Below are 24189 nucleotides of genomic sequence, written 5' to 3' on the forward strand. Positions count from 1 at the left end.
GTAGGAGCGACACAATGGTCGCCTTCAAATTCGAGAATGAACATTGGGGCCAGCCCCCGCACCCCGCAAACGCGATTGGCGATCTTCGGTTTCGCCAACTCTTTACCGACGCCGATTGGCGCAAACTGCCAGTTGCTGTGCGCCAGCGCTTTGGCCGCCGTGTCGCGATTGGCGACGCTTTGATCTATCGCGGACATGTTGAATATAACCGCGTGAACCGATGGGGACACCTTCTCAACAAAGCCCTGAAGATGGTCGGCGCACCTTTGCCGCTCGACACCCAGAACGCGGGCGCTGCCGCGATTGTAACTGTGACTGAAAGCCCAAGCGGTGGACAGATTTGGATGCGCCAATATGCGCGTCAAGATGATCGCCGCCCCTTCCCGCAAGTTATTCAGAGCGCCAAACAATTCATCGGCGACACGGGGATTGAAGAACATATTGGTCGAGGTATCGGGATGAGCCTTGTGCCGCTCGTCGAAGGCGAAGAACTCGTCTTTCGCGCCAAAGATATCTTCTGGGATATTGGCTTGGGACGAAAGCGAAAAATTCGCCTCACCCTCCCAAAATGGATGGGGCCAAATGTCTTGCGCGCAGGGCACGAGGAACTTGGGAATAACTCCTTCGTCTTCACCTTACGGCTCGAACATAAATGGTTCGGGACCTTGCTGGATCAACGCGTGTGGTTTCGGGATGATGTCAGATGACCGATAAGCAGCAAGACCACCCAAGATTTTTTGATGTATTGTGCGCGGCCGTATTAACGGTTTGGATCATCGCACTTCTTTGCTTGTGTATCGCATTCGCCTTCGGACGGATCGCTTCATTGGGAGACCTTCTTGTTCTGGGGTTCTTAACGTTGTTTCTCGGTTGCGGGACGGCTTTCATTTTATGCGCAATCGTGAGTTTACCTTTGTGGTTGATTTGCAAGCATCTGTTCACGTTGAACCAGAATATCGGGGCGCTGATAGGCGCTCTAACGGGCCTTATCATCGCTGCTTTTCTGATATTCTGGCTCCCCCAAGATTTTTCAGGCAACACAAAAGGCGCAACGAGAGACGGCTGGATTATGCTAATGGCGCTAACGGCTCTCGGAATGTTTGCAGGCTGGAATGGCTATCGCGTCGCGTGGAGTGAACCGATAAGGAAATCTGAGCAAAAAATATGACCCTCAAACACCTCCTCACGGGCGGGCCGAAGCCAATTTGGATTCGCTACCTTCTTATTCTGGGCGTGGTCACCTTGATCACGCGTTTGGTGCTCGACTCGCGCTTTGCCACAACGTCGTTTTTCTATTGCCTCGTGCCTTATGTCATTGGTGTCATCCTTTATCTTTTTGTTCCGCAACCGCAGGGGTGGACAAAGACGCGACGGATTGGACGGCATTTATTAGCGACAATTATCGTCATGCTCGCCAGTTCAGCACTATTATTTGAAGGCTTTATTTGCGTCATTATGGCCGCACCCATTTATATATTTTTTGCGTTGCTCGCGATCCTCTTCATGCCTGACGTCAAAGACCCAGACCGCCTCAAACAAAGCGATGTATTTCGGGCCAGCTTCGTTCCGCTGATCATAATCGTGCTATCTGTCGAAGGCCTGACAGAGCAAACCAGCTTCCCGCGTGAAGAGTCGATCACACGCACACATGTTCTCGATCTGACCCCAGAGGAGATTCACGCAAATCTGGCGCAACCCGTGCATTTAGATGCCAAACGAAGCAAGTTTCTCTCGCTCTTCCCGCTGCCTGAGCGCATTGACGCGCCGAATTTTGCGCAGGGGCAGACGCACAAAGCCTATTTCACCTATCGGCGATGGGGCTTTACCAATGTCCATAGGGGCGAAACCCATCTGCATATGAAAACGGTTCAGCCGCTGTTGGTCGAAACGGAAGTGACGAAAGATACGAGCTACTTCTCGCATTACCTCACGGTTCACGGGACCAAGATCAAGATGACCCCGCTGGCTGATGGGACCACGGAAGTCAGCCTGACCATTCGGTATCGCCGCGAATTAGATCCCGCCTGGTATTTCGGCCCCCTCCAACGCCGCGCCATTCGCGAAAGTGGAGATTACCTGCTGGAGCACATTATAGGGAAGGTGCCAGAGCCGAATAAGCTTGGCGAAAACGATGCGTGATATTCACGACCGCGTAATCTCCGCAACGGGTTCGGACCCCGTCTCGGGTCACGTTGTTTGGCACCCTGCTAAATCGCTCTGGTACCTAGCCCATTTATTAATGTGGGTTACGGTCGGTAGTATTTATTTCAGCTTTGGCGCAGTCCTAGTCTTTATTTTACTTGCGATCCTAACCCTGTGTGGGGGGCATAGCCTTGGCATGCACAGGCAACTCATTCACGAGAGTTTCGAGTGCCCTCTGTGGTTAACACGATTGGGTGTATATCTCGGTACATTGGTTGGATTGGGCGGCCCCTTCACCATGATGCGCGCCCACGACATGCGGGATTGGGCGCAACGCCAAGATGACTGCCACGCCTTCTTTTCCCAACATAGCACAATGGGGCGAGATTGGCTCTGGCAAATTCACTGCAAGCTGAATCTCATGGCGGGACCCAGGATGGTTTATCCCAAAAAGTTAACTGAGGACCCGTTCATGATTTGGTTGCAGCGGACCGCATGGCTTCAGCAGATACCCCTCGCCATTGTACTGCTCTATTTCGGCGATTGGGGTTGGGTTGCATGGGGCGTGAGCGGCCGCATTATTATCTCCATAACGGGACATTGGCTGATCGGATGGTTTGCCCATAATCAAGGTCCGCGCAACTACCATGTCCAAGGACATGGCGTTCAAGGGTTTAATGTCCCTGGACCTATGGCGTTATTTGGCTTCATCACATTTGGGGAATGCTGGCATAATAATCACCATGCTTTCCCAGAGAGTGCACGTATCGGTCATAAGGGATTTGAGGTCGATCCAGGCTGGTGGGTGCTCTGTCTTTTAGAAAAGATCGGTTTTGTAGAAAACCTTGTGACGCCTGACCAAATGCAGCACCAATGTATCGAACCACACCCCCTCTCTCACGCCCCTCTTCCCAACCCCGAAAAAATATGACACAGCTCTCCCCTAGGGAGAACAAAGATGGAACCCATTATTGAATTTTCGGGCGCATCGATCACGCTTACGGAAATCCTATTGGCAGCATTATTGGTATTGGTCGCGATTATCATCACGGCCATCATCATGCGGCGTGGGCGCTCTACGGAAGCGCAGGAACTGCGACGGCATCTGGGCGAAATGCGGGCTGAGCAATCAAACCTGCAAGGCCGCCTCTCGCAGTTTGCCGAAGATAGCGAACGCCGCGATGCTAATTTTGCTGACGTGTTGGACACACGGCTGGCAGGGGTTTCTGATCGTGTGGGACGGTCGCTTGAGCTGGCGCAAACACGCACGGGTGAGAACCTTTCGAAGCTCAATGAACGTCTTGGCCTCATCGATCAGGCCCAATCTAACATCAAAGCCTTGGCAGGCGAAGTCTCCAGTCTGCAATCCGTTCTATCAAACAAGCAAGCGCGGGGCGCTTTTGGGGAAAAGCAGATGCAAGACCTCATCCGTGCCTTTCTCCCAACACGGGCGTTTACCTTTCAACATACGCTGTCGAATGGTACGCGCGTCGATGCGTTAATCCATATGCCCGAGGGTCATGGCGATGTAGCGGTGGATAGTAAGTTCCCGCTCGAAAGCTGGCGTCGCATGGTTGAAGCCGAAGGCAGCTTTGAAGCTAAGGCAGCCAAGAGCGATTTTCGGGCCGACGTCCTGCGCCATATCAAAGATATTTCGCGAAAATATTTAATTGAGGGTGAGACCTATGAACTCGCGCTGCTGTTTTTACCGTCCGATGCCATTTTCTCTGAGGTGCATAGCCATTTTGATGACGTCATTGATAAAGGCTTTTCACAGCGGGTTGTGGTCGTATCGCCGACGACCTTCATGGCGACACTCCACACGATGCAGGCTGTGATGAATGACGCTGAAATCCAAAAGAACGCGGCCCTTATCAAACGTGAAGTCTCGGTCATGTCTGAAGATGTCGCACGCCTTGGGGAACGCGTTGCCCGGTTGCAGAAACATTTTCGCCAAGCCGATCAAGACATCAGTGATATTCAAATCTCGGCGCGTAAGATTACAACGCGCGCTAAAAAAATCGGAAAAGTCGAGTTTGAAACTGACAGCACGGAAACGGCTACGTCCGACATCGAAAGTGATCTACCCACTTTGAAATTACTCTCAGGCGGAGAGATCTAATGTATTATGGCGGTCGCTTGTTTCGCGCGGTTGAAACGTCCAGTTCATCACAGACGGGTCGAGATACGATTTTCAAATATGAGCAAATTGGAGACATGGTCACCGCGACCTATGCCGGCGGCGAGGTCAGATTTGGTCAGATTTTGGGGCGCGTTGATGCCGATGGTATTTTGAATATGCGCTATCAACATCTCACGCCAGACGGTGAGTTGATGACAGGGTGGTGCGAGACCACACCTGAAATACTTCCGAACGGGAAAATGCGGTTGCACGAAAAATGGAAATGGACGTGCGGACATCGCGAACGTGGCCGCAGTATTTTAGACGAAATCTAGCCCACTTTTGGCGCTATCCAACTCTCGATCTTTTCATGCTCGACCGTGTGCGCGGCCAGATCAAATCCGATTTTGAAAAGGACCAACAATAGAATCGTGGCCGTCCCCTGCCCCGCCGCCAGTGCCACAAAGCCGCTGAGGATAATCACCACATGCAGCAGGATAATCCGCGAATAGGGCATGAACATTTGGGCATTCGGCGAGCGTCCAACATATTCTTTCTTCCCATAAAAATTCACAACCATGGAAATTATGTGACTGAAAGTTAGGCCCAGCAGAGACCAGAATAATACTGTGCCTGTTAGGGCGCTTAACATCTCGCTAAAGTCAGGCAGCTGCCGATAGGTCGTTTTCAAAAACATATAATGTCCGAAACAGAACATCCCGTAGTGGAAACTAAAAAACACGCAGAGGAATATCGCCGCACCTATGGGTTGGCGTTTCGATGCGGGCAAATCAGGCACAGAAAAGCGGCCCGCAATTGGCGCCGCTGGTGGTGGCGTATCTGGATGCTGGGCGCGGCAAGATAATATCTTTGGGATGTTTAAGAGCCCAATCACGACATTCTCTAACCAATAGAGAAAAACAATTGTGCCCGCGTCCCAACCAAAACCAAACACCCCAATTAAAGGCAAGAGGTTCATAGCAATCAGAGCGATAACGGCGGGCGTCAAGCGGAAACTCTGAAACACGTTTTTCATGCTCAGACTATTTCAATTTGGCCGTCATCTGTCACGTCAAAATTGATCGAGCGGTTGCATAGGGTGTCGCCCTAAAACGGTCGTCGGCTCTTCATAGCCGCGGTAATGGTTCCATCATCCAGATAGTCCAGTTCTCCGCCAACTGGGACCCCATGCGCCAAACGTGATACCTTCACGCCCGTTGTCTCTAGATGATCGGTAATGTAATGTGCCGTTGTCTGCCCATCGACGGTGGCATTCATGGCCAAAATAACTTCCGCCACACGACCTTCGCCGGCGCGGCGGATCAGATTTGCGATATTTAAATCCTCAGGCCGGACACCATCCAGCGCAGACAAAGTGCCGCCCAAAACATGATATTGCCCGCGAAACGCACCCGCGCGCTCCATCGCCCAAAGATCAGATACATCCTGAACGACACAGATTGTGGTGTTATCCCGCGTTGGTGTTGCACAGATATTACACGGGTTGGAGGCGTCGACATTGCCACAAGTCGAACAGGTGGAAATATTTTCTGCGGCGTCGCCCATGGCCAGCGCCAAGGGTTTCATCAACGCTTCCGGTTTCTTTAAAAGCGCAAGGGCTGCCCGCCGCGCTGAACGCGGTCCGAGCCCTGGAAGCTTGGCAAGCAAGCTGATGAGGCGGTCAATTTCGGGGCTGACGGAATGCTTAGACATGATCTGGATATAAGGCGTTTCGCGACCAAGGCTAGCCTGAGTTGCGGGTCATGCGGCGGTCTGTCCTAATCCACACCGACGGCGGCAGATTTAGGTCCGCGCGGATCGGAGGCGCCCGCGATATACCCATCTTCGACCTGCCCGACAGAATTGACGCGACCCAGAATAACACGCGCAGTCGACCCATCTGGACCGTTGGCAATGTCATGACCCATTTCACGTAAAATCCGAATGGTGTCCGTATTGATCGTTGGCTCAACCGCCAAACGGTCCGGCAGCCATTGATGATGAATACGTCCTTGGCTGGTGGCTTCAGCAAGATTCATTTCCCACTCCATCACGTTTAACGCGACTTGCATTACGGCCGTGATAATGGTCGACCCACCAGGCGAGCCCGTCGCCAAAACAACGTCCCCGTCTTTCAGCACGATCATTGGCGTCATGGAGGACAGCGGACGTTTGCGTGGCTCGATTTTATTGGCCTCACCACCAATTAGTCCATATCCATTTGGCGAACCAGGCTTGGCCGAAAAATCATCCATTTCGTTATTGAGCAAGAAGCCAGCACCATTCACTGAATATCCCGACCCATAGGAAAAATTCAGCGTATAAGTAACAGAAACCGCATTCCCCAACCGGTCCATTGTTGAATAATGGGTGGTGTTGACGGGTTCAGGCACAAGATCAGATCCCGGCAAAATATCAGAAGATTTGGATGCCGTGTCCAAGTTAATTCCGGCCCGTAGGCGCGCGGCATAGGCTTTATCGGTTAACGCCTCGACGGGGACGTCAACAAAATCTGGGTCCCCCAAATATTTGGATCGGTCTGCATAGGCACGTCGCATACTCTCGGTCAATTTATGCAAATAGGCTGCCGAATTGTGACCATCGGCGCGGAGGTCGTAGCCCTCAAGAATATTGAGCATTTGCACGATGTGTACGCCGCCTGAAGAGGGCGGAGACATCGCCGCGATCTCATACCCTCGATAAGTCCCAGTGACAGGCGCACGCGTCACCGTCTCGTAATTGGCAAGGTCTTCAAGGGTGATGAGGCCTCCGCCTTCAGCCATTTCATCAGCGATGAGCTGCGCCGTTTCGCCAGCATAGAAACCGTCTGCACCCTCACGCATGATGCGTCGCAGGGTTTTCGCTAGATCCGCTTGTCGCCAATTTTGATTGGCTTTGATGCCGACAAAATATTCAATAGAGCTCTCATCCGCTGCAAATCGTGGCCGCGCATCCTCTAGGCCAGCCGCCAAGGCGGGGCTGACGGTAAACCCCTTATCTGCCAGTTTGATCGCGGGGCCCATAACTTGGCGACGCGACATCGTTCCGTAAGTTTTCAACGCCTCTAACAAGCCCATCACGGTCCCTGGAACACCTGCGGAGGCGTGACTGAACTGCGCCTGCCGATTATCAACATTCCCGTCTGAGCCTAAAAACATATCACGATTAGCGCGTGCTGGTGCCATTTCGCGAAAGTCGAGCGTGATGGTTTTCCCCGTCTCTTTCAGATGGACAACCATGAAGCCACCTCCGCCCAAGTTGCCAGCCGCGGGATGTGTCACGGCCAGTGCAAAACCAACGGCAACAGCGGCGTCCACGGCGTTCCCACCGCGCGCCAAAATATCCGCGCCGACTTGGGCCGCTATTGCATCTTCCGCGCTGATCATACCGCCTTTGGAGAGAATAGGATGATGGATAGAACCATAGTCAAACATTGCCTGCGCACCCGGAGCAGCAGGCACATCGGCAGCGTTCGCCGTGACCGAGGCCCCCATGAGCAAAATTAGCGCAGGTCCAAGGTGTTTCGTTATATTTTTCATATCCGCATCCTTTTCACGACCACCGTCATCCATACAGATTAAATCGTCAAACCTAAAACTTAATGACAACGTTGTCTTTTTGAGTTAGATGACACCCAAATCACGAAGAATGAGGATCAAGACATGCAGATTTCACGACGTAAAGCTCTGGTTTTAGGGGGCAGCGCAGCCGTCTTAGCGGGTTGTGGGACTGTGGCCACGAATATGACTGCGCCCACCTCCCCTGTCGGGTTAAATGCAATTGCCCAAACCAAAGGCTTACGGTTCGGTAGCGCGATAAGTTCGGGAGCCCTCAAGGATGATCGCTATCTCGATATTGTTCGGCGAGATTGCGGATCTCTGGTCGCGGAAAATGAGCATAAGATTTATGTGATAAACGGAGAAAGCCAACGTTTCGACTTTGATCGCGGCGACGCCATTGTTGATTTCGCGCAAAAGAATGACATGGCCATGCGAGGCCATGTTTTACTTTGGAACCGCGATGATTTCCTACCGAACTGGATGCCTAAACAGGACTGGGGCGCGGACAAAAAGCGAGGCATGAAAGCTTATCTAGATAAATACTTCGAAACTGTGCTGACCCATTACGATAGAAAAATTTCCAGTTGGGATGTTGTCAATGAAACGATCGATCCCGCAACGGGCACAATGCGGGAGACAGTTTTCACGCAAAATTTTGGCCCTGACGTTGTCGACTACGCTTTCCATCAAGCGCGGAAACTCGCACCTGACACGCAGCTTGTTTACAATGATTATATGATCTGGGAGCCAGGCAACGAAAACCACCGAACTGGGGTTTTGAAACTATTGGAGGGTTTTAGAAACAAAGGTGTTCCGATTGATGCCTTCGGTGTGCAGTCTCATCTTGGCACGGGCGATGGCCCCGTTGGGAAAGGGTTTCCTGATCCTCAACGTCGCGAATGGCGAGCGTTCATGGATGAAATTGTCGGTATGGGATACGACATTATTCTCTCAGAATTTGATGTGAACGACACGCGTCTGCCCGCAAACGTCAAACAACGAGACCGCCTCATGGCCGATTACGCTAAAGCCTATCTGGATATGATGTTGGACTATAAAGAGGTGAAGGAAATCCTAGCATGGGGCATGGCGGATAATCACAGCTGGCTAGAGACATGGTGGCCACGCGAAGATGGTGTTGTGAAGCGCCCTGGCCTGTATGACGCCAATTACGAACCAAAGCCGCTGTATTACGCTGTTGAAGCAGCGCTAAAGAACGCGCCGCTACGTTAGGTCTGTCATCTGAGCCTGCATGGACAGCACATCGGCAATTGCTTGGTCAAAGTTTTTATCCTTGGCCCAAAGCTCAAGACCGATCGGACCTGAATAGCCGCCTGAACGAACTTGTTTCAAAACGTTGACGTAATTCACATCACCGGTACCTGGCTGCCCTCTATCTGGAGTATCTGCAATTTGAACATAGCAGATGGTGTCTGCGTGACGCTTCAAATTTCCGATGAGCTCACCTTCGTGACGTTGCATGTGAAACAAATCCCAATTTAGTTTCACGAAGGGCGACTGTAGTGTGTTCACGATTTCAACGGCGTCCGCACTGCCATAAATAAAGTGGCCGGGGTGATCATAGGGGTTAAACGGCTCTATCGCGGCAAAGATTTTTGCATCTTCAAATATCGGCGCGACGGCGGCCATATGCGCGGCATATGCTTTCAAACTCTCTGATTTTGAAAGGCCCTCAACATTTTGATGCCCTGTTAGCGTCACAATTTTTGTGTCTAGGATCCGTGCGTTTTCAACAGCCCGTTTGCAATTATCAATAAACTCCGCACGACTGTCGGGATTCGCTAATGCGGGGCTGTCGCCGACAATTTGGGCGACTTTCACCCCTGCATCGCGCGCCAATTTTGCGAGGTCACTGGCTTTGCGATCCCAACTGTCAACGAACCAAAATTCGACATGGGAAAAGTTGTCTTCGGCCGCTTTGTCGAACCGCGCTTCGAAAGGAAGATCGGTGTACCAGCTCTCAACGTTAAGCGCGAAACCAGATAAAAGACTGCGTCGTTGGCTCTCCGTTAGAATCTCTGACTGTGGCGCGACGCAGGCTGTTAAGGCCGCCGCGCCCGCCCCAAGTGCAAGCGTTTGAGAAAAAACTTGCCGTCTATCCATATTAGAACGGCATTTTCATGCCGGGCGGGAGTTGGATGTCTCCCATCGCTGACTTCATGGTTTCGGCCTGAGCTTGATCGAGTTTGACCTTGGCATCCTGATAGGCTGCCACAATCAGGTCTTCGACAACCTCTTTCTCTTCACCATTCAAAAGCGAAGGGGCAATTTCGAGACCTTGCATATTGCCACCACCCGCCAAAGTGACCGTCACAAGACCGCCGCCAGAGCGACCCTTCACACTGAGATCAGCAACTTGCGACTGAGCGAGCTCCATTTGCTTTTGCATGTTTTTGGCTTGTTTCATCAAACCCATCAGGTCTTTCATGGCGTCATCCTAATCGTTTTGTTTTTGAGGGAAGTCAGAGTGAATAACATTCTCTGCGCGATCCCGAATATAAAGCTCGGTCGCATTTTTCATCAAGGGGTGTGAAAAAGCTGGGTGTGCCCGATCTTCCGCGTCTTGGGCAGCTACCGCAGAGCGCCGTTGTTGCGCTAAGGGGGCCTCACCTTCCTCTTGAGAGGGAGATACGATCCAAAGATCACCTGTCATGTCTTGCAAGGCTTTGACGATCTTACCGATAAGCGTGTTTTGACGGGGATCGGTTATATTCACGCTAATCGCGCCGCGCTTAAAATTGACCAAGCGCACATAGCGTTCCAAATCGGATTTCAATTTTATTTGCGAGTCTGGCAAGGCATTCACGAACTCAGCAAAGCTGCCGATCTCAACAGCGGGTGCGTCTGGCACGACAGGTTTGGGCGCTTCCATCATGGCCGAGGCACCGCCACTGGGCTGCTCTGATACAGCTTGGGTGGACACGGCGTGCGATACCGGAGAACCGCCCAAGTTAGACCCACCACCGATAGCCGGCGAAATACTTGGTAAGCCTGGGCCACCATCATCTTGGTCTTTACGCGCTTGCGCGATAATTGCGGCTGCCAATTCGGGCGGTGGCATTTGCCCCGCTAAACTTAATTTTAACAGCGACATTTCCGCAGCAGCCAAAGGCGTTGGCGCTTGGCGTACATCATTATAGGCGGCGCTGAGAACCTGCCAAAATCGCGTTAGTTGTCCGACAGATTGCGTCTCCGCTAATTCGCGCATGCGCTGCGCTTGATCAGGAGCCATTTCAAATTCAGCTAGTTCACCTAGCGTTTTAGCACGGCTTACCTCGTGACACACATCCAGCAAATCGCGCATCACAACGGCTGGGTCAGCGCCATCATCATATTGTGCCCGCATCTCCAATAATGCGCCCTTTGTGTCTCCCTGAGCCGCCATTGCAAATAGGTCGAGAATGCGAAGACGGTCGGCCAAACCAAGCATGGTGCGGACCTGCTCGCCCGTGACTTCGTCGCCATCTAAGCCCGCTTGGACAATCGCTTGGTCCAATAGTGACAAGCCATCACGCACGGAGCCTTCAGCCGCGCGGGAGATCATCGCGAGGCCTTCATCAGAAATTTTCACATGTTCTTTGCCGCAAATGCCGCGCAAATGTTCGGCTAGAACTGTCGCTTCCACGCGACGCAGATCAAATCGTTGGCATCGCGAGAGCACGGTGATTGGAACCTTGCGGATTTCCGTTGTCGCAAAAATAAATTTCGCATGATCGGGCGGCTCTTCCAGCGTTTTCAACAGGGCGTTAAACGCACCCGCGGACAACATGTGCACCTCATCGATGATGTAAACTTTATAACGGGCTGTGGCAGGCGAATAACGTACACCGTCTAGAAGCTCGCGCATGTTTTCGACGCCGGTCCGCGACGCAGCGTCCATTTCCAACACATCCATGTGTGAGCTAGACATGATCAACTCGCAGTGCTCACCGCGTTCGGACAGATCGACGCTAGGGCCCTTAACTGTATCGGTCTCATAGTTCAGCGCCCGCGCCAAAAGACGGGCCGTCGTCGTTTTTCCGATGCCCCGCACACCCGTCAGCATAAACGCATGCGCGACGCGATTAGCAGCAAATGCATTTTTCAAGGTCGTGACCATGGCGTCTTGGCCAATCATGTCCTCAAATGTGGAAGGTCGGTATTTCCGCGCGAGAACCTGGTAGGATTCCTCTTCGCCAAACATGGATGCCGTATCGTTCATAGCCTTCAACATAAGCAAGCCCTGCTCTCAATGAAAGCACACTCGTCAACTTGCGCACAGCTTAGCGGGGGGCGGCTATGCAAATTTGATAAATTGACGGCACATAACCGAGCATTAGAGTCGATCACGCTGGAGGTGAGTATGTCTCGTCACGATTATAAATTTCGTCCGAATCCTAAGTGGGAGGATGGATTTTTCGTTCCGCCGGCTCCCTTTCCGATGCCCAAGCCGCTTGATGAGTGGTCCAAAATGGACGTGTTCGATTCAATTATCGCGATGAGCCGTAATCCAATTAATGCCACGACAAAGGCCTCAATGACCGAGGAAGATGTGATGAGCGACGCATTGGGGCAGACCGTAGTGGTCGTAACGTCTCCCGAGGCTATTCGGCATATCTTCATAGAAAATGCAGCAAATTACGGGATGCACCCCGTGCGGCAATCTATTCTAAAGCCCGCTCTCAAAGACGGGCTAATCGCGGCGGAGGGCGAAATATGGCGCAAAGCTAGACGCGCGCTTTCTCCGATTTTCACTCCACGACACATTGGTGAGTTTCCTGAACCTATGCGTCGGGTCACAAAAGCCATGCTGCCCGACGTTTTTCCCGACGGTCAAGTTATCGAAGCTGACGAAGCGTTCTTAAAATTGGCCTATGGTGTGCTCTCCGAAACCCTCTTCTCGGGTGAAATTGATGGCAATTTAGATGACGCGCTGAAAGATATTGCTACATTTATGAATGTGTTGGGAAAGCCCGATCCGCTCGACCTGATTGAAGCGCCCAAATGGCTACCTCGTTTAACAAAGATTGGCAGTGGTCGCGCGATCGCGCGCATGCGCGCACAGGTGCGCGACGTTTCTAATCTGCGACGTTGCCGCATAGAGGCGGGCGATGACGTTCCGCAGGACTTTTTGACATTACTGCTAACGACAAAAACCGATGATGGAGCGAATCTCTCTGATGATCAGGTCGAAGACCAAATCATGACCTTTATAGGCGCGGGACATGAAACAACCTCTCGCGCGCTCACGTGGCTCAGCTATTTGCTATCGCAAGATAAAAATGCGCGTGCGCGTTTTGAAGCCGAAATCGATAGTCTAGATAGAGCCCTTCCCGTCCAAGATTGGGTTAACCATCTTCCATTCGCGATGGCTTGTTTCAATGAAGGCATGCGTCTCTATCCACCTGCTCCGCTTATCTCTCGCATGGCGTTGAGCGATGACGAAATTGACGGGAAGATGATCCCGAAAGGGGCCACCACATTTATAAATTTATGGTCATTACACCGACACCGCGCTCACTGGGATCGCCCCGACGCTTTTGATCCAGATCGCTTTCTGGCAGAACGCGGAAAGGCAATCGGACGATTTGACTATCTCCCCTTTGGCGTCGGTCACCGCGTTTGCATTGGACAAAGATTTGCCCTCCAAGAAGCCGCCGTGATGATGGCCGTTGTGTTTAAGACCATTCGGTTGAATTGGATTGACGACCAACCCCACCCTTGGCCCTTAATGCGGATAACCACGCGCCCAGAAAAAACCCTGCGGATGAGAGTCGAACAACGCTAAACTATTCTACGGGTTTGCTATCGTCTAAAAAGTTATCAGCGCCAGAGTCTGCGAGTTCCTGCTCGACCTTTTCATCGATCCCATCATCGGGGGTAACATCAATCAGATGCTCATTTTCAGCCCTAACCTTAGGCTTGCTGGCCTTTTTGACAGGTTTGGCCTCAAAGGTTGGGCCTTCCACACCATCGAGTTTTACCCTGTAAATCGGTTCAGGTAGGGAGAAACCTTGTGTTTCGAGGGCGTCTTTAACAGCCCGAATAGAAAGGCTACGCGCCTTCCCAAAACTGGTGCTTTTTTGATCCACCCATCCCAGATATTTGATCACAATGTTGGAGTCACCCACGTTACAAATCATAGCCGATGGGGCCGGTTCGGACAAAACAAAATGGTTTTCAGCCATTACATCAAGCCCCACTTTGATAGCGGCGATAGGGTCATCTGCGGCATCGATGCCCAGTTCATATTCGAAGCGACGTTCGGGGTTTGTGGTGTAGTTTAAGATAATCGCCTTAAAGACTGTCGAGTTCGGAATTCGCAGGTGATTTCCGTCCAACGTCATCAGAATAGTTGCACGACTTGTCAGTCGCATCACTTTCCCTTCGCGATCTCCGATTAAGACGTGATCACCAGCCCTAAACGGTTGACGCAATGACAACATGATAGAGGCGAGGTAGTTTTCGAGTGTATCGCGGACAGCAAAACCAATCGCAATGCCCACCACCCCTGCGCCGCCCAAGATCGTTGCGATCATCGCCTGTGCGCCCAGAAGGTTCAACGCAATGATCAGTCCGACAATCCCGAGAACAACTCGGATGGTTTGCGCTAACAACTCCCCCAAGAATGGGTTCGTTGCAACGCGGGACCAGAACTTATCCCGGCGCGCTACGATGCCGCCCAACCAGATAAATAATAAGATAATAAGGAGCGCTAATCCAATAATCGGCAAAGCTTGGAAAATGTCAGTTGCATCTTTTTGTAAGCTCTCGAGCGCCGAGTTTACATCATTACTGGCAACAAGCACCCGATCAATTTGATCTTGAACATATACGGCGCCCGCCTGCGCATCAGCAATTGAAACCGCCTCTTTCGCAAGTTCAGAGTTCGCAATCTCACCCGATAAAGTAATAACACCATTCTCAACTGTGGCAGTTACATCGGAAAGATCTCGTGTACTGTCGAAGATGTCATTCAATCGGGATTGAACTTCGTCATCCTGTGGGGCCGTCTGGGCCATTGCCAATGGAGCCCACATCAATGCCAACAATATTAGGAATTTGCGCATTTCACTCTCTCCGCAGAGCTGCTGCGTAACGCATACAGCCTTATCCTGTCTTCCATAGGAAAAGACCGACAGGCTGCAAATCTAAAAATTGGAGAAAAGTGGAAGACCGGATCCTGACCCGAAAATAGAACTCGTTGCGGCTGCTGCGTTCCCGCCCTGACCGGGTTGGCGAGGATTCCGTCCAGGCCGACCTTCCGAGGGGCGATGTAGTCTCTGACGGGGCGCTACACAAGTGGGGGGCGCAGAAAAAAGCCCCACCCCCGATTAGGGAGCAGGGCCGACGTTTCAAATTTGCTGTGTCGTTTAGAATTTACGCACGTAAGCAATTGAATAAGTTTCAGACGTTCCAGAAAAATCTACGCCGTTGATGCTATCGTCAGAGCTATCGAAAAACGTAACGTCCGCACGCAGGCCGTTCATGCCATCAAACATAAATTCAGCGCCGCCACCAAAAGCAAATCCGTCAACGTCCAAGGACTCATCAAATCCCTGACCTTCAGCGCCAAATTGTGTGAAATGGTAACCCCCACGCGCGAAGAGACTGAATTGTTCGCTCAACGGGACAGACCCCCGCGCGAAGGCTGCGAAACTATTATCGACACCAATGTCGACACCCAGCACCTCATCATCAGCCACGCCAAAGCTACCTTGGCCTTCAACAGAGAGGTTTTCAGTAAACTGGTAACCTAAGCGACCGGTGATATTATAGCTGTCGAACTCTACGGCTTCTGCGCCGAGGTTCACGTAAACGCCCGTATCTTGAGCCTGAGCTGACGCTGCAAAACCTGTAATAGCCGTTGCAGTCAAAACGAGTTTAAGAAATTTCATTTTGTCATCCTTTTGTTTGTGACGGGTCGGCATATCTGCACGAGTTGAGGCCAAAACAAGGCAGCGCCACTGTTACACAAGCACACAGACCGTCGACCGTGTCAAAAACCACACAGTTTGTGAAAAGGCTGTCACCTAGATGACAAGACCGTGAACAAATAAGGCCTTAAATTACGATTTGATTTCAGCGGCGTAAGGTTCCATGTCGACCCCCATGACAAATATCCAAGCTGATTTTCCGATTCCATTCGCAGGTGACGTTCTTGATTTCGCAGAAACAAAACGCGAGCCCGAAGAATTACAAGCCATGCTCCAGAAGACCTCGGCGCGCGCCATATTGTTCTTTAAGGGCCAAATCGGCATTGGGGATGGCGGACGCCCTCACCGCGTTCACCCGTCGGATTTGGTTGGCCATGACCTCATGGCACCTGGCCCCATATTCTTGGGGTTAGAGGGGGATCGTCCAATCTTTGCCTTTAGCGTGGGCAAACCCGAAGAATTCATGCCGATAGAGAATTACGTGTCGCTGCGTGGCATTGGTGGAAATCTGAAGCCGTCAGACCTTGCGTTGGCGGGTCGGGCAAAGTCTCTCTTTGCCTGGCATTTTACTGACCAGCATTGCGTCGCATGTGGGAACAAAACTGTCGCGCGTGGCGGCGGAATCAAACAATTGTGTACAGGCTGCGGGGCGGAGAGTTTCCCCCGCGTGAACCCCGTCGCGATTATGTTGGTCACAGACGGAGATCGCGTCTTACTCGGACGGGGAGCAGGCTGGCCGGACGGTGCAATGTCGGCTTTGGCTGGGTTCATTTCCGCAGGTGAAAGCATCGAAGAAGCGGCTCAGCGCGAAGTCTTGGAAGAGGCTGGGATCAAAACGAAGAATCCAAGATATGTTTTCTCTCAGCCGTGGCCATTCCCAGCGCAGCTTATGATGGGCATAATGTTAGAGGCTGTGAACACCGACATCACGATTGATCCAAAAGAGTTAGAAGACGCGCGCTGGTTCACGCGTGAGGAAGTTTTAGCGGTTTTTGAAAAACGCGGCGACGCGTTCATGCGTTTACCTCGTCAGACGATTGCGCATCAGCTTTTGCGGCATTGGCTGGCTGAAACCGCTTAATCCGCAATAAGGCTAGGCCAGCGCTGGTCGGCATTGCGGATAAATTTTTGACGTTGCCTATCCCAAAGTCTTTTGATCCGCGCGTTGTAATTAAAGTATAGGCGGCCGTCTTCGACATGCCAGTAATCTGGGTCACCTGGAGCTAGTTTCCCTTTAGCGACAGCCCATGCGCAATATCCCCCGAACTGTGGCGCGAATAATTCTGGGTTGGTCAGAAACAGGTCTTTGTTCGCTTGACTAAAAAAGACCCAGTCGGCCCCCTCATAAAAAGTCGAAAACTCAGCCTTTCCGCGCTGCGGCTTGCCTGAAAAAAACGTCACAACGTCATATCCGTCCGCAGCGGTATTATTCCGCCAATTCGTGTATACGACATCAGAGGCCGCGGACGCCCCAAGCGGCGAGAACAGTAGCCCCGCACCAAGCAGAGCTGAGAAAAGACGTTTCATCATGCGCAGCATATGGGGGCTTTCAGTAAGAACAGCAACTTTCTCAACGCGGTGCCTCAATCGTGTAATAAACGGGCGTCAGCCATCGGATATGTTCCAAGATGCGTGATATTTTCAGAGAAGAATGCGAGCTCCTCGAGCGCGTTTTTCATCGCGGGACTGTCGATATGGCCTTCGACGTCAGCGTAAAATTGTGCCGCCTTAAACGACCCACCCACCATGTAACTTTCGAGCTTTGTTAAGTTCAGACCGTTGGAGGCAAAACCGCCTAGTGCTTTGTACAGCGCCGATGGCACGGACCGCACGCGAAAAACAAACGAGCTGACGCTAGGTACATCCACAGCCGGCAAGATTGGTTCATCCGCCAGAGCGATAAAGCGGGTCGTATTATGGTCAGCATCTTCAATATTTGACGCTAAAACATCTAGTCCATAGATCTTTGCAGACAGGCTCGAAGCGACAGCGGCAACTGTTTTATTCTCCCCCTGTGAAACTTTGCGCGCCGCCCCCGCTGTATCGACGTCAATCACCGCATCGATGCTATTGGCGCTGAGAAAGTTACGAACTTGGCCTAACGCCATGTGGTGAGAGCGCGCCGTCCTGATGTCTGACAATTGCGCTCCCGGAAGACCCAAAAGTTGGTGGTGAACTGGAAAATACCGCTCACCCACAATATGTAAGCCACCCTCGGGCAGGAGGTGATAAATGTCAGAGACTCGCCCCGCGACCGTGTTTTCAACGGGAATCATCGCGAGCTCCGCTTGACCAGATCGTACCGCATCAAACGCTTTTGCAAAACTTGCGCAGGCGACAGGCGTGTGGGACGGATAAAACTGTGAGCACGCGAGATGTGAATAGGCCCCCGGCTCTCCTTGATAGACAATTTCTGGCACAATATTCCTGTCTGTTCGCGGCGGATGCGCAATAAGCGCAGATAGTCGTGTATAAACCCGTCGCGACGCTACGCCGCAAGGTGTTTTCTATTTGCATTTACAGCCTATATTTATATGAAAAGCCCCGAATGATAGATGTTCCCCAAAGGAACTCTGAATACGACACGCGTAAGACAGGATTTCGTCATGGACGATTTAGGTTTCAACAAAATTGCTGGTGCTGTTTTAGCAACTGGACTCGGCATGATGATTCTAATGAAATTGCCAGGCGTCGTGATCGGTGGTCATGATGAAGTCATCGCTTATAAAGTCGGTGCCTTGCCAGAAGCGGCCGCTGAAGACGCTGCCCCGCTTCCTTTCCCGCAAGCTGATTGGGTTGCTGCGATGGATGCTACCCAAGGTGCAAAAGTTTTTAAGAAATGCAAATCCTGCCACAATGCAGATGAAGGCGGCGCGAATGGCACTGGACCAGCCCTTTGGGGGGTCGTCGGTGCAGATAAAGCCGCTCATCCCGGTTACAGCTTCTCAGCCGCGCTATCGGGTCAAGACGGCATTTGGAATTATGAGTCTCTTGACGCGTTCTTGAAAAAACCAAGCGACTACGCGAAAGGCACAAAGATGAACTTTGTGGGCCTCAAAAAAGACGCTGACCGCGCAGCCGTGATTGAATATTTGCGCTTGGCAGCGCCATCTCCGCTTCCGCGCCCCGAACCTGCATTTGCGGCGGCACAAGAAGAAGTGGTCGTTGAAGATGTCAGTGAGGATATGGCAACGCCGGAGACTACTGAAACACCAACCGAGTAAGTTTTACGAAAATTGAATTCAAGACGGCCCGCCTCATGCGGGTCGTTTGCGTTTCAAAGACGCTTGACCGTGCGAACCTCACCAATTCGGCTGACGGCTTCGGCCACGGGTTCAACGGCCACGCACATATGGTAGGCATTGGCATGCAACAGCTGGTCGCCCTCTATAACAATCCCGACATGCCCCGGCCAATATAGTAGGTCACCGACTTGACGGTCTGCATAGGATACAGCGCGCCCTAATTCTGCCTCCTGTAGATCAGCATCGCGTGGCGCGTCGACGCCGACGGCGGCCAGGGCACTTTGCACAAGGCCCGAACAATCGACACCGATACCGCCAGTGCCGCCCCAAACATAAGGCAGATTGAGCATATCAATGGCGTGATCAACGAAAGACCGCGCGGACGCCTGCCCTATTCGACGCAAATGGCGACAGTGGACATATCCGACGCGCTGGACCCGAACGAAATCACCATCCGTCTCACCAAATATGGTCGCATTTCGAGGCAAAGCCCCCAAGAGTTTTGATTTAATGTCGGCGGCTTGAAAAACGGTCGCCGCAACCGCATGTACAATATGTGTTGGGGTAAAACTGCCCTGCGCAATATCCGCCATCGGCAATGACCCAATGTAATCGACCCGATCCACCCCAGATAGAACAGAATAAAGCGCGCCATGCGCATTATCGTCGCTCTTAGTAATGACGTCGAAACGTTGTCCAAACAAAGCTTGCGTGCCGATAGAGCCATTGGTCATCAGCTCCGCAAAAGGCGAAACTATAGAATAAGTCTGTGTTACGGTTCCGTCTGGCAGAAATGTTCGCGGGTCAGTTTTCATACCCAAGATTATCTTAGCTGCGTTCAGACTGAATGATATCTGCGAATTCAGATAGGAAATGAATGCCCGCAGATGTCCGCGCCAAGATAACGGAACGCTTGTCGCGGTGATCAGGTTTGCGCTCAATATATCCGATTTTGCAGAGACTATCTGTTGCGCGACTGATCGCCGCCTTCGTCACGTCTAGGTGTTTTGCCAGCGACCGTACTGTATGCGGACCATCTTCAAGATATATGGTCATCAGCATAGCCAATTGCCGTGCGGATAAATCAGGCGCATCAGACCGCACCGTTTGCAGCGTCACACGGTGCCAAAACGCGAGACTATCTTTGCGTGATTGTCGGTCTCGGGAGGGCTTCTTAGGCTGTGGGCGCGGACAATCTGTGACTGCGACAAGGCGGGGCGCAAATATAGTTTCCGTTGCGGACATTGGCGCTGCACTCCTTGAGAATTGATCGTGATGTAAGTTTACGAATCACTGAATCGCACGTGTTGGATTCATGGGTCAAGAGTCTGAGCAGGTAACCGTGTGATCAGAGGACTCAAGTGACTCAAATCCAACAAAATTTTTAAGATTTCTCTGTTACGCCCACTTCATGACGCGGGTTGAACAAAGCACCATTGGGGCAACCCCTGACCTAAGTGCGGCGCGGAGACGTCCTTATACCGTACCATTACATGGTTTGGCGGCGCTTCGTATATTGATCGTTGCGGCCATTGGGTTGGGATATGCGTCTACCATGCAACTGGGCCCGCAGAACGCGGAGATGGGTCGTCACTGGGGCTATGATCCGTCTTGGTATGGCATCCAGATGCTATTTATTCTGTCTGGATTTCTGGCGGCACGTTCAATGTCAAAAGGGCGTTCAGTCCGTGAGTTCTTTGTCTCGCGAATTTGGAGTATTTGGCCCGCCTTGATCGCTGCGACACTTATCAGCGTTCTTATCATCTACCCAATCATGTGCCTGCCAGACGCGCCCGTTCGCATGAGCATGGCTGATTTAACGGTCTATTTCTTCAAAACGATCTTTCTCATAGATCCAGGCGGTCAAATGCCCGGCTTATTGGATGACGCCAAATATATGTGTTTGCTACAAGGCGCGATTTGGACGCTACGCTGGGGGTTTTTGCTCCACATTGCGTTCTTGATTGGCTGGAAAATGCGCATTCTCCAAAGCCCGAAGATCGTTTTTACTCTTTGCATTGCGGCTATCGCCAGCTATGTCGGAATTGTAGACTATGCTGTGTCAAATGCAGCATTCGGCTCAACAATCGAACCTTTCTTGCCCGCCATTAGACTGGGTTACGCCTATCTTGTGGGAGTCACGCTTTTGGTTTGGCAAAGCGCTTTAAGGTTCAACAAACGCCGAATTTTAGTCTCTAGTGCAGCCATTGCATTAGCCGCGACAGGCTTTCATCTTTGGTTCCCGTGGAGCGCCACCCAAGAAATTTTAGGTGTCGCTTTCTGGCTCACGCTCAGCTTTGGTTTCTTGCATAACGCGCCACAATTTCTGCAGCGCTGCCCGCGTCTCGCGCCAGCACTTTATGTCAGTATTTGGCCCACAGCCCAAATCATCGTCGCGCTTTTGCCAAACCACACTCAGTTTACCATGATTGCGATTTCGATGCTTTTCGCAGGGATCAGCGCCGTCATACTTTATCTGCTACTCCGACAGGCGCGCGTTCAACCCGCCCGCCTTTAGCCAAGCATAGACTGCGCGCACACCATACATATCACCACCCTTCGGATGAGCAGGGCGTGGTGTTGGGTTCCAGCCGTAAGTGTCAAAATGCATCCAAGGTGTGTTCTTCACAAAACGCTCCAGAAAAAGCGCAGCCGTTATGGAGCCCGCAAACCCACCACCTGAGTTTTTTAAAGACGCGATAGGCGAGCTCAACATTGAGTTATAAGGCTGCCAAAGCGGCATGTTCCAGACGGGGTCGAGTTGCGCGGTGCCGTGACGCGCGACACCCTCGATGGGTGCGGGGCGGTTACAGAACATTGGCGGAAGGTGCGGGCCAAGGGCCACGCGCGCAGCACCCGTGAGCGTCGCGAAATCAATCATAAAGTCAGGGTTGCTTTCTGTCGCTTTCGTCAAGGCATCGCCCAGCACTAATCGACCTTCAGCATCTGTATTGTCAATTTCGACGGTCAAGCCGATACGGGATTGTAGAATGTCGCCCGGACGATAGGCATTTGCTGAAACAGCATTTTCCGCAATCGCCAACAGACAATGCAGGCGCACAGGTAAATTTGTTGCCATGATGAGGTGAGACAATGCCAAGGCATGTGCCGCGCCGCCCATATCTTTTTTCATGAGGCGCGCGCCCGAGGCAGATTTCATATTCACGCCGCCCGTATCAAACGTAATCCCTTTACCTATAATAGCCAAACGCGGATGCGAAGGGTCGCCCCATTCAATTTCGACCAGACGAGGTGCCTCATGTGCGGCCCGCCCTACGGCATGAATCATCGGATAATTCTGCTCCAGCAAATCGTCCCCAACGACGGCCGTTACTTCAGCCCCAAATTTTTCGGCCAAATCAACAGCAGCTTGTCCGAGTGCGATTGGGCCCATATCTCCGGCGGGCGTATTGATCAGGTCACGGCACAATTTCGTCGCTTCAACGGTCGCGATTATTTCAGCTGTAACGGCGTCATCGCCATCCAAGACTAGAACAGCAAGATCAGATTTCTCGGACAGATACCGATCAAAACGATAGGCACCCATGCCCCAGCCAATCGCGGCTAGGCGGGAATTAAATGCGCTCGGTAAATGCCCGAACTGGTAGTGTCCGGCTGGCAACGCATTAGAAAGTGCGCCCATCCTCATTTCACCGGACTCGTCCTTTTCGCCGACGCCCAAAAGTGTTTTCTTCACGCGGCCGTCTGCTTCAGGCAGGCGTAAACGCTGCCCGGTTTCACCTATAAACTGGCGTTCTCCTGCGAACACCCGCTGGGCCTCAGAAAGGCCTTCGGCATATCGCTCCCAAGTCGAAGGGGTGATGACATCGATTACAACAGGCACAACTTCGCTGGGCAAGTCTGAATGATGAATGAAAGGGCTGGAGGCGGTCTGAGACATGAAAGTCCTTTATTATTGTAGGCGGATGCGAAAACAGGCGCGGGATCGACAATCCCTAAGGGTTTGCTAACGGAGCGTTAACCCTCTTCGTTCAGATTTGTTAACGAAATCCATCCGAAGCGCAATCAAAAGCGCATTCGGAAAAAGGACTCCTTGAGAGGCTATCAACGATTATGACCCACCGTCTGCTTCCCCTATCTGTTCTGTTGATCGGAACGGCGCTCATCAGCTCCGCCTGTTCTGTTGCTCCCGCCATGAACCCTCAAGAAACGCAGATCAAAACCGATCTTGCGCCCGATCGTTACATGCCAGCAACCCGTCAAATGCGCGACGCCATCGAAACTCAAGAACTCTTCGCACAAGCCGCATTCTGGTCGAACGAGTATGACCTCAATCCAGGTGACTTAGAGGCCGCCATTAAACTCTCAGCGGCTGTACGTAAATTAGGCAACCCAGGACGCGCTGTTGAGATTACGCAGACGACGCGTGCCCTGTATCCGCGCGATCCCTATCTCTTGGCAGAATTCGCAGCAGGCCTGATTGCCAGCGAACGTTCGGTCGACGCCATTCCTGTTTTGGACGAAGGCCTTGCCATCACCCCCGCCTATGGTCGCCTCTGGTCGCTCAAGGGGGCGGCATTGGATCAACAGGAACGTTACGCCGAAGCCCGCCAACATTATGACCGCGCCCTGCGCATCACACCGAATGACCCCAATGTCATGGCAAATATTGGTCTCAGCCACGCTCTAGCGGGCGATGCAGTGACGGCGGAAAAGTGGTTACGTCAGGCCAGCACAATACCGGGTGCATCATCCAGCGTGCGCCAAAACCTAATCTTGGTTTTGCAGTTGCAGGGTAAAATGGAGGAAGCACAACGTTTGTCAGGCATGAGCCGTGCAGCGCCGAGCTTCCCGCAAACGCGTCCCGCTTTTAATCCTGCTCCCGTTGCAACGGGAGCGATGCAAGCTGTGCCACAAGCACGAATGCACACGGGCACGGCAGATGGCAAAACCTTTACCTCAGCCTCAGAAGCCGCACGTGCCATGGCCGCGCGTCAATCTACTCGAGGCAATTCAGCCCCCTCTGCTGCACAACCCCAACCCCAACATCAGCCGCAGGTGCGCAGCTACCCTCAACAAGGGGGGCTCGCAGGTGCTCCACAAGTTGAACGTCGCGAACCCAACCGTCGGCGACGCTAAGGCTTCGACACTCACTTAACCCCATCTTTCATTGCATAAAAAAAGGCCGCCCTTCTGAGGCGGCCTTTTTTAATCTTTAATAT

At 52.2% G+C, this 24189-nt stretch carries 25 protein-coding genes and 1 other RNA gene; 12 read left to right on the forward strand and 14 right to left on the reverse strand.

Annotation, left to right across the window (positions count from 1 at the left end):
• The first annotated feature begins 14 nt into the window (after nucleotides 1-14).
• The 6 genes from IE073_RS07110 to IE073_RS07135 are packed head-to-tail and all read left to right on the forward strand — an operon-like array spanning nucleotide 15 to nucleotide 4599.
• Nucleotides 15-707 (forward strand): DUF4166 domain-containing protein, encoded by a 693-nt coding sequence (locus IE073_RS07110; protein WP_189583251.1) that lies wholly within the window; start codon nucleotides 15-17, stop codon nucleotides 705-707.
• The gene (locus tag IE073_RS07115) at nucleotides 704-1168 is read left to right on the forward strand and encodes a hypothetical protein (RefSeq protein WP_189583253.1); all 465 of its coding nucleotides are present in this window, start codon (nucleotides 704-706) and stop codon (nucleotides 1166-1168) included. Before IE073_RS07110 ends, IE073_RS07115 begins: the two co-directional genes overlap by 4 nt.
• Nucleotides 1165-2139, forward strand: coding sequence for an MFS transporter (locus tag IE073_RS07120; protein ID WP_189583256.1), 975 nt, complete (start codon nucleotides 1165-1167; stop codon nucleotides 2137-2139). The genes IE073_RS07115 and IE073_RS07120 overlap by 4 nt, the downstream gene beginning before the upstream one ends.
• A complete protein-coding gene (locus IE073_RS07125) occupies nucleotides 2132-3073 on the forward strand; it encodes an acyl-CoA desaturase (protein WP_189583259.1) in 942 nt (313 codons plus the stop codon). Before IE073_RS07120 ends, IE073_RS07125 begins: the two co-directional genes overlap by 8 nt.
• A gap of 27 nt (nucleotides 3074-3100) precedes the next feature.
• The gene (locus IE073_RS07130; protein WP_189583261.1) at nucleotides 3101-4264 is read left to right on the forward strand and encodes a DNA recombination protein RmuC; all 1164 of its coding nucleotides are present in this window, start codon (nucleotides 3101-3103) and stop codon (nucleotides 4262-4264) included.
• Nucleotides 4264-4599 (forward strand): avidin-fold protein, encoded by a 336-nt coding sequence (locus IE073_RS07135; protein ID WP_189583263.1) that lies wholly within the window; start codon nucleotides 4264-4266, stop codon nucleotides 4597-4599. Before IE073_RS07130 ends, IE073_RS07135 begins: the two co-directional genes overlap by 1 nt.
• Here IE073_RS07135 and IE073_RS07140 read toward each other — a convergent pair.
• The 3 genes from IE073_RS07140 to ggt all read right to left on the reverse strand — a co-directional run bounded on the left by IE073_RS07140 (nucleotide 4596) and on the right by ggt (nucleotide 7803).
• Nucleotides 4596-5300 carry a DUF6498-containing protein gene (locus tag IE073_RS07140; RefSeq protein WP_189583265.1) on the reverse strand — a complete coding sequence of 235 codons (705 nt, stop codon included), beginning with the start codon at nucleotides 5298-5300 and terminating at the stop codon, nucleotides 4596-4598. The two genes, IE073_RS07135 and IE073_RS07140, sit on opposite strands and share 4 nt — an antisense overlap.
• 71 nt (nucleotides 5301-5371) lie before the next feature.
• Nucleotides 5372-5977: a recombination mediator RecR gene (gene recR, locus IE073_RS07145; protein WP_189583267.1), complete on the reverse strand. Its 606-nt coding sequence runs from the start codon at nucleotides 5975-5977 to the stop codon at nucleotides 5372-5374.
• A gap of 65 nt (nucleotides 5978-6042) precedes the next feature.
• Nucleotides 6043-7803: a gamma-glutamyltransferase gene (gene ggt / locus IE073_RS07150; protein ID WP_189583269.1), complete on the reverse strand. Its 1761-nt coding sequence runs from the start codon at nucleotides 7801-7803 to the stop codon at nucleotides 6043-6045.
• A gap of 123 nt (nucleotides 7804-7926) precedes the next feature.
• Between ggt and IE073_RS07155 the strand changes: the two genes are divergently transcribed.
• Entirely contained in the window at nucleotides 7927-9057 is a 1131-nt protein-coding gene (locus IE073_RS07155) for an endo-1,4-beta-xylanase (RefSeq protein WP_189583271.1), read from the forward strand.
• Here the strand turns inward: IE073_RS07155 and IE073_RS07160 are convergent.
• Genes IE073_RS07160 through IE073_RS07170 form a run of 3 tightly spaced genes read right to left on the reverse strand, consistent with a single transcriptional unit; the run spans nucleotide 9049 to nucleotide 12046 of the window.
• A complete protein-coding gene (locus tag IE073_RS07160) occupies nucleotides 9049-9948 on the reverse strand; it encodes a TIM barrel protein (RefSeq protein ID WP_189583274.1) in 900 nt (299 codons plus the stop codon). The genes IE073_RS07155 and IE073_RS07160 overlap by 9 nt on opposite strands.
• A gap of 1 nt (nucleotide 9949) precedes the next feature.
• Complete coding sequence (locus tag IE073_RS07165; protein ID WP_189583277.1) at nucleotides 9950-10273, reverse strand: YbaB/EbfC family nucleoid-associated protein; 324 nt, start codon at nucleotides 10271-10273, stop codon at nucleotides 9950-9952.
• A 9-nt stretch (nucleotides 10274-10282) separates the two neighbouring features.
• Nucleotides 10283-12046, reverse strand: a complete 1764-nt coding sequence (locus tag IE073_RS07170; protein WP_233349887.1) for a DNA polymerase III subunit gamma/tau — start codon at nucleotides 12044-12046, stop codon at nucleotides 10283-10285.
• A 141-nt stretch (nucleotides 12047-12187) separates the two neighbouring features.
• Here IE073_RS07170 and IE073_RS07175 point away from each other — a divergent pair, with 141 nt between their 5' ends.
• Complete coding sequence (locus tag IE073_RS07175) at nucleotides 12188-13612, forward strand: cytochrome P450 (protein WP_189583280.1); 1425 nt, start codon at nucleotides 12188-12190, stop codon at nucleotides 13610-13612.
• Between the two features lies 1 nt (nucleotide 13613).
• Here the strand turns inward: IE073_RS07175 and IE073_RS07180 are convergent, their stop codons facing one another.
• From IE073_RS07180 to IE073_RS07190, 3 genes are all read right to left on the reverse strand, one after another.
• Entirely contained in the window at nucleotides 13614-14894 is a 1281-nt protein-coding gene (locus tag IE073_RS07180; RefSeq protein WP_189583283.1) for a mechanosensitive ion channel family protein, read from the reverse strand.
• A 97-nt stretch (nucleotides 14895-14991) separates the two neighbouring features.
• An RNA gene (ffs, locus tag IE073_RS07185) (signal recognition particle sRNA small type) lies at nucleotides 14992-15090 on the reverse strand.
• Between the two features lie 107 nt (nucleotides 15091-15197).
• Nucleotides 15198-15722 (reverse strand): porin family protein, encoded by a 525-nt coding sequence (locus IE073_RS07190; RefSeq protein ID WP_189583286.1) that lies wholly within the window; start codon nucleotides 15720-15722, stop codon nucleotides 15198-15200.
• A gap of 202 nt (nucleotides 15723-15924) precedes the next feature.
• On the opposite strand from IE073_RS07190, the gene nudC reads away from it, so the two are divergent.
• The gene (gene nudC / locus IE073_RS07195) at nucleotides 15925-16842 is read left to right on the forward strand and encodes an NAD(+) diphosphatase (protein WP_189583289.1); all 918 of its coding nucleotides are present in this window, start codon (nucleotides 15925-15927) and stop codon (nucleotides 16840-16842) included.
• Here the strand turns inward: nudC and IE073_RS07200 are convergent.
• Nucleotides 16839-17288: a YHS domain-containing (seleno)protein gene (locus IE073_RS07200; protein ID WP_189583906.1), complete on the reverse strand. Its 450-nt coding sequence runs from the start codon at nucleotides 17286-17288 to the stop codon at nucleotides 16839-16841. The two genes, nudC and IE073_RS07200, sit on opposite strands and share 4 nt — an antisense overlap.
• Before the next feature lie 56 nt (nucleotides 17289-17344).
• Nucleotides 17345-18181 (reverse strand): prephenate dehydratase, encoded by an 837-nt coding sequence (locus IE073_RS07205; protein WP_233349890.1) that lies wholly within the window; start codon nucleotides 18179-18181, stop codon nucleotides 17345-17347.
• Nucleotides 18182-18367: 186 nt separating this feature from the next.
• Here IE073_RS07205 and IE073_RS07210 point away from each other — a divergent pair, with 186 nt between their 5' ends.
• On the forward strand, nucleotides 18368-18985 hold the full coding sequence (locus tag IE073_RS07210) for a c-type cytochrome (RefSeq protein WP_189583292.1): 618 nt from the start codon (nucleotides 18368-18370) through the stop codon (nucleotides 18983-18985).
• Between the two features lie 53 nt (nucleotides 18986-19038).
• Here the strand turns inward: IE073_RS07210 and IE073_RS07215 are convergent, their stop codons facing one another.
• Together IE073_RS07215 and IE073_RS07220 are read right to left on the reverse strand one after the other, a co-directional pair.
• Nucleotides 19039-19821: a C40 family peptidase gene (locus IE073_RS07215; RefSeq protein ID WP_189583295.1), complete on the reverse strand. Its 783-nt coding sequence runs from the start codon at nucleotides 19819-19821 to the stop codon at nucleotides 19039-19041.
• A gap of 13 nt (nucleotides 19822-19834) precedes the next feature.
• The gene (locus tag IE073_RS07220) at nucleotides 19835-20251 is read right to left on the reverse strand and encodes a MarR family transcriptional regulator (RefSeq protein ID WP_189583298.1); all 417 of its coding nucleotides are present in this window, start codon (nucleotides 20249-20251) and stop codon (nucleotides 19835-19837) included.
• Between the two features lie 166 nt (nucleotides 20252-20417).
• Between IE073_RS07220 and IE073_RS07225 the strand changes: the two genes are divergently transcribed.
• A complete protein-coding gene (locus IE073_RS07225) occupies nucleotides 20418-21524 on the forward strand; it encodes a hypothetical protein (protein ID WP_189583301.1) in 1107 nt (368 codons plus the stop codon).
• Here the strand turns inward: IE073_RS07225 and IE073_RS07230 are convergent.
• The gene (locus tag IE073_RS07230) at nucleotides 21486-22907 is read right to left on the reverse strand and encodes a leucyl aminopeptidase family protein (protein WP_189583304.1); all 1422 of its coding nucleotides are present in this window, start codon (nucleotides 22905-22907) and stop codon (nucleotides 21486-21488) included. The genes IE073_RS07225 and IE073_RS07230 overlap by 39 nt on opposite strands.
• 173 nt (nucleotides 22908-23080) lie before the next feature.
• On the opposite strand from IE073_RS07230, the gene IE073_RS07235 reads away from it, so the two are divergent.
• Nucleotides 23081-24106 carry a tetratricopeptide repeat protein gene (locus IE073_RS07235; RefSeq protein WP_189583307.1) on the forward strand — a complete coding sequence of 342 codons (1026 nt, stop codon included), beginning with the start codon at nucleotides 23081-23083 and terminating at the stop codon, nucleotides 24104-24106.
• Nucleotides 24107-24189: the final 83 nt, after the last annotated feature.

The organism is Litorimonas cladophorae, from assembly GCF_014652455.1.
GTDB lineage: Bacteria > Pseudomonadota > Alphaproteobacteria > Caulobacterales > Maricaulaceae > Litorimonas > Litorimonas cladophorae.

Excerpts from the sequence above, each read along its gene's own strand:
- IE073_RS07110 (WP_189583251.1), top strand. The coding sequence starts at position 15 with ATGGTCGCCTTCAAATTCGAGAATGAACATTGGGGCCAGCCCCCGCAC.
- IE073_RS07115 (WP_189583253.1), top strand. The coding sequence starts at position 704 with ATGACCGATAAGCAGCAAGACCACCCAAGATTTTTTGATGTATTGTGC.
- IE073_RS07120 (WP_189583256.1), top strand. The coding sequence starts at position 1,165 with ATGACCCTCAAACACCTCCTCACGGGCGGGCCGAAGCCAATTTGGATT.
- IE073_RS07125 (WP_189583259.1), top strand. The coding sequence starts at position 2,132 with ATGCGTGATATTCACGACCGCGTAATCTCCGCAACGGGTTCGGACCCC.
- IE073_RS07130 (WP_189583261.1), top strand. The coding sequence starts at position 3,101 with ATGGAACCCATTATTGAATTTTCGGGCGCATCGATCACGCTTACGGAA.
- IE073_RS07135 (WP_189583263.1), top strand. The coding sequence starts at position 4,264 with ATGTATTATGGCGGTCGCTTGTTTCGCGCGGTTGAAACGTCCAGTTCA.
- IE073_RS07140 (WP_189583265.1), bottom strand. The coding sequence starts at position 5,300 with ATGAAAAACGTGTTTCAGAGTTTCCGCTTGACGCCCGCCGTTATCGCT.
- recR (WP_189583267.1), bottom strand. The coding sequence starts at position 5,977 with ATGTCTAAGCATTCCGTCAGCCCCGAAATTGACCGCCTCATCAGCTTG.
- ggt (WP_189583269.1), bottom strand. The coding sequence starts at position 7,803 with ATGAAAAATATAACGAAACACCTTGGACCTGCGCTAATTTTGCTCATG.
- IE073_RS07155 (WP_189583271.1), top strand. The coding sequence starts at position 7,927 with ATGCAGATTTCACGACGTAAAGCTCTGGTTTTAGGGGGCAGCGCAGCC.
- IE073_RS07160 (WP_189583274.1), bottom strand. The coding sequence starts at position 9,948 with ATGGATAGACGGCAAGTTTTTTCTCAAACGCTTGCACTTGGGGCGGGC.
- IE073_RS07165 (WP_189583277.1), bottom strand. The coding sequence starts at position 10,273 with ATGAAAGACCTGATGGGTTTGATGAAACAAGCCAAAAACATGCAAAAG.
- IE073_RS07170 (WP_233349887.1), bottom strand. The coding sequence starts at position 12,046 with ATGAACGATACGGCATCCATGTTTGGCGAAGAGGAATCCTACCAGGTT.
- IE073_RS07175 (WP_189583280.1), top strand. The coding sequence starts at position 12,188 with ATGTCTCGTCACGATTATAAATTTCGTCCGAATCCTAAGTGGGAGGAT.
- IE073_RS07180 (WP_189583283.1), bottom strand. The coding sequence starts at position 14,894 with ATGCGCAAATTCCTAATATTGTTGGCATTGATGTGGGCTCCATTGGCA.
- IE073_RS07190 (WP_189583286.1), bottom strand. The coding sequence starts at position 15,722 with ATGAAATTTCTTAAACTCGTTTTGACTGCAACGGCTATTACAGGTTTT.
- nudC (WP_189583289.1), top strand. The coding sequence starts at position 15,925 with ATGTCGACCCCCATGACAAATATCCAAGCTGATTTTCCGATTCCATTC.
- IE073_RS07200 (WP_189583906.1), bottom strand. The coding sequence starts at position 17,288 with ATGAAACGTCTTTTCTCAGCTCTGCTTGGTGCGGGGCTACTGTTCTCG.
- IE073_RS07210 (WP_189583292.1), top strand. The coding sequence starts at position 18,368 with ATGGACGATTTAGGTTTCAACAAAATTGCTGGTGCTGTTTTAGCAACT.
- IE073_RS07215 (WP_189583295.1), bottom strand. The coding sequence starts at position 19,821 with ATGAAAACTGACCCGCGAACATTTCTGCCAGACGGAACCGTAACACAG.
- IE073_RS07220 (WP_189583298.1), bottom strand. The coding sequence starts at position 20,251 with ATGTCCGCAACGGAAACTATATTTGCGCCCCGCCTTGTCGCAGTCACA.
- IE073_RS07225 (WP_189583301.1), top strand. The coding sequence starts at position 20,418 with ATGACGCGGGTTGAACAAAGCACCATTGGGGCAACCCCTGACCTAAGT.
- IE073_RS07230 (WP_189583304.1), bottom strand. The coding sequence starts at position 22,907 with ATGTCTCAGACCGCCTCCAGCCCTTTCATTCATCATTCAGACTTGCCC.
- IE073_RS07235 (WP_189583307.1), top strand. The coding sequence starts at position 23,081 with ATGACCCACCGTCTGCTTCCCCTATCTGTTCTGTTGATCGGAACGGCG.